Genomic DNA, 3316 nt, shown 5'->3' on the forward strand with positions numbered 1-3316 from the left:
TCCGCCTCTTCGCGATGCTTGCACTTGATGCACTCGTAGACCTCTTTGCCGCGGAAGGTGCGTCGGGCCATCAGGTAGCCGCACTCGGGGCACTTTCTGTCGGTCGGTTCGAACTTGCTGACGAAGGTACATTTGGGATAGTTGCTGCAGCCGAAAAACTTGCCGCGTCTGGAGGTGCGCTCCAGGATTTCGCCGCCGCATTCGGGGCACTTGACCTCCAGGGATTTGGGCTTCTCCAGCGGGCGGGTGTTTTTGCATTTGGGGTAGGCGCTGCAGGCCAGGAAGGGGCCGCGGCGGCCCGTCTTGATCACCATCGGCGCGCCGCACTTGTCGCACACTTCGTCGGTGGTCTGGGGCTGGGCCTTCTCCTCCTCGCCCTCTTTGACGATATTTTCGGTGTACTTGCATTTGGGGTAGTTGCTGCAGGCGATGAAGTCGCCGTAGCGGCCGGATCGCAGCAGCAGTTCGCTGCCGCATTCGGGGCATTCGCGCCCGATCGGTTCGGCCTTTTTGAGACTCTTGATCTCCTTTTTCCCCTGCTCCACCTTCTCGATGAAGGGCTTGTAGAAATCGAGCAGCAGCTTCTGCCAGTCCACCTTTTTCTCGGCCACTTCGTCGAGCTTCTCCTCCATCTCCGCCGTGAAGTTGGAGTCGACGATCTCGGGGAAATGCTTCTCCAGGATCTCGATGACGGTGAAGGCGATGGGGGTGGGGATCAGCTGCCGCTTCTCGATCTTCAGATACTCCCGCGACACAAGCAGCGAGATGGTCGGCGCGTAGGTACTGGGGCGCCCGATGCCCAGGCTCTCGAGCTTCTTGATCAGGCTCGCTTCCGTATAGCGCGGCGGCGGCTCGGTGAAGTGCTGGTTGGCCGTCAGCTTCTCCAGCGGCACCTCTTCGCCCTCCTTCAGCTCCGGCAGCAGCTTGTCGCGATCGTCGTACCCCATGACGCGGTAGAAACCGTCGAAGACCAGTTTCCGGCCCGTCGCCTTGAAAACGCCGTGTTCGGAGGCGAAAAGGATGGTCTGCGACTCGAGAATCGCATCGCGCATCTGGCTGGCCAGGAAACGGTTGTAGATCAGTCTGTAGAGTTTCAGCTCGTCGGGGGCGAGGTACTTCGCCGCGATCTCGGGGGTGAAGTCCAGCCGCGTCGGACGGATCGCCTCGTGCGCCTCCTGGGCCCCTTTGGATTTGGAGCTGTAAAACTTCGGTTTGGGCGGCAGATACTTCTCGCCGTAGGTTTTCAGAATGGTCTCCCGCGCCGCTTCTCTGGCCTCTTTGGCGATGTTGAGCGAGTCGGTACGCATGTAGGTGATGACACCCATCTGCCCCTTGTCGGTCTTGACCCCCTCGTAGAGTTTCTGGGCGATCATCATCGTCTTTTTGGGCGAAAAGCTCAGCCGCCCCGAGGCGCTCTGCTGCAGCGTGGAGGTCATGAAAGGCGGCGGCGTGGAGCTTTTGCGCTGCTTTTTTTCGATGCTCTTGACCCGGTAGGTCTCCCCTTTGAGCGTCGCTTCGATCTCGTGGGCCTCGTCGCCCGTCTTGATCGTCATCTTCTCGATCTTCCTGCCCCGGTACTCCACCAGGCCCGCTTCGATCTCGGGTCTGAACACGGCGTCGATGCTCCAGTACTCGACCGGCTTGAAGGCCTGGATCTCCCGCTCGCGGTCGACGACGATCTTCAGCGCCGCCGACTGGACGCGCCCGGCGCTCAGGCCCTTCTGGATCTTGCTGGCCAGCAGCGGAGAGAGCTTGTAGCCCACGATCCGGTCCAGAAGCCGGCGCGCCTGCTGGGCGTTGACCTGGTCCATGTCGATCGTGCGGGGATTCTCCAGCGCGTGCTTGATGGCGCTCTTGGTGATCTCGTGAAAGACGATGCGCGGCAGCTCCTCGGGATCCTTGCCGATCGCCTTGGCGATATGGTAGCCGATCGCCTCCCCTTCGCGGTCCTCGTCGGTCGCGATGTAGATCTTCTCGCTCTTTTTCGCCAGATCCTTGATCTGCTTGACGATGGCGCTGTGGTCCTTGTCGACCCGATACTGCGGCTCGAACCGGTCATCCTCGATCTTGATGCCGAAGCTGTGTTTGGGAAGGTCGCGGATATGCCCCTTGGAGGCGACCACTTCGTAATCTTTTCCCAGAAAATTCTTGATGGTACGCGCTTTGGCGGGCGATTCGACGATGATGAGATTTTTCAATGTTACTTCCTATATAATGTATGCAGAAAATTGGTACGATGGCTGCAATTCTAACATAAAGCCATCTTAAACTCTTTTAAGAAAACGCCGATATAAAAGCAGATAAGCCACACAAAGGATTGTACCATGGCAGAATTCGGAGCGCTCAGTTCCCTGGGGGTGGGAAGCGGCGTCCTCACCTACGACGTCATCGACAAACTGCGGAAAGCCGATGAAAAGACCATCATCGAACCGATCGACAAGCGTATCGAAAAGATGGAGAAGCAGGAAGAGGAACTCAACACGCTCGTCACGAAAACCGCGGCACTCAAAAGCTCCATTCTCGATCTCTCCGACAGCGTCTTTCTGGCGAAACGCACCGTGGACATAAGTGGCGACGATATCGATATCACAGCAGAAGACGGTGTGCCCGTTCAGGAGATCGACATTACCGTCAACCAGCTGGCGAAAGCCAATATAGACCAGTCGAAAGGTTTCGCGACCAAAGAGACGATCGTCACAACAAGCGACACGACGATGACCATCTCCATCGACGGAAGCGATTTCACGCTCGACGTAGCCGCCGGTACGACCCTCGAAGAGCTGATGCAGCTCATCAACGACGAAACGAACGGCAAAGTCACCGCATCCATTTTCAACACCGGCGGAACGGATCCCTACTCTCTCATCATCAAATCCGCAGAAACAGGTGCCGCTCAAACCATCGGTTACAGTTTCGGCGGCGGCGATTTTCTCAGCATGACGAATGTCCAGGCTCCCCAGGATGCGGAGTTCGTTTTCAACGGCATCTCGATCACCCGTTCATCCAATCTGGTCGATGATCTTGTCTATGGCATGACACTGACCCTCAAACAGGCCGATCCTTCCGCTTCAAACCACGTATCGATCAAACAGGACAACGAAGCCATCGCGGAATCCGTCCAGGCGTTCGTGGATGCCTACAACGACTTCATGACGGAGATCACGACGGCGACGAAATACAACAAAGAGACCAAAACGGTCGGTATCTTCCAAGGTGAGGGAACCATCAACGGCCTGAAATACGGCGTCAACAATATCGTGCTGGGAATGACACCCGACGGAGGTCTGCCTGATATCGGCATTACCGTCGACAGAAA

At 57.3% G+C, this 3316-nt stretch carries 2 protein-coding genes; one reads left to right on the forward strand and one right to left on the reverse strand.

The window, feature by feature from the left end; genetic code table 11:
- Positions 1-2198 (reverse strand): type I DNA topoisomerase (topA, locus tag Q1K23_RS08735; RefSeq protein WP_300363903.1); only part of this gene is annotated, 2198 nt, incomplete at its 3' end.
- Between the two features lie 126 nt (positions 2199-2324).
- Between topA and fliD the strand changes: the two genes are divergently transcribed.
- Positions 2325-3316 (forward strand): flagellar filament capping protein FliD (gene fliD, locus Q1K23_RS08740; RefSeq protein ID WP_300363905.1); only part of this gene is annotated, 992 nt, incomplete at its 3' end.

Source organism: Hydrogenimonas sp. (assembly GCF_029933015.1).
GTDB lineage: Bacteria > Campylobacterota > Campylobacteria > Campylobacterales > Hydrogenimonadaceae > Hydrogenimonas.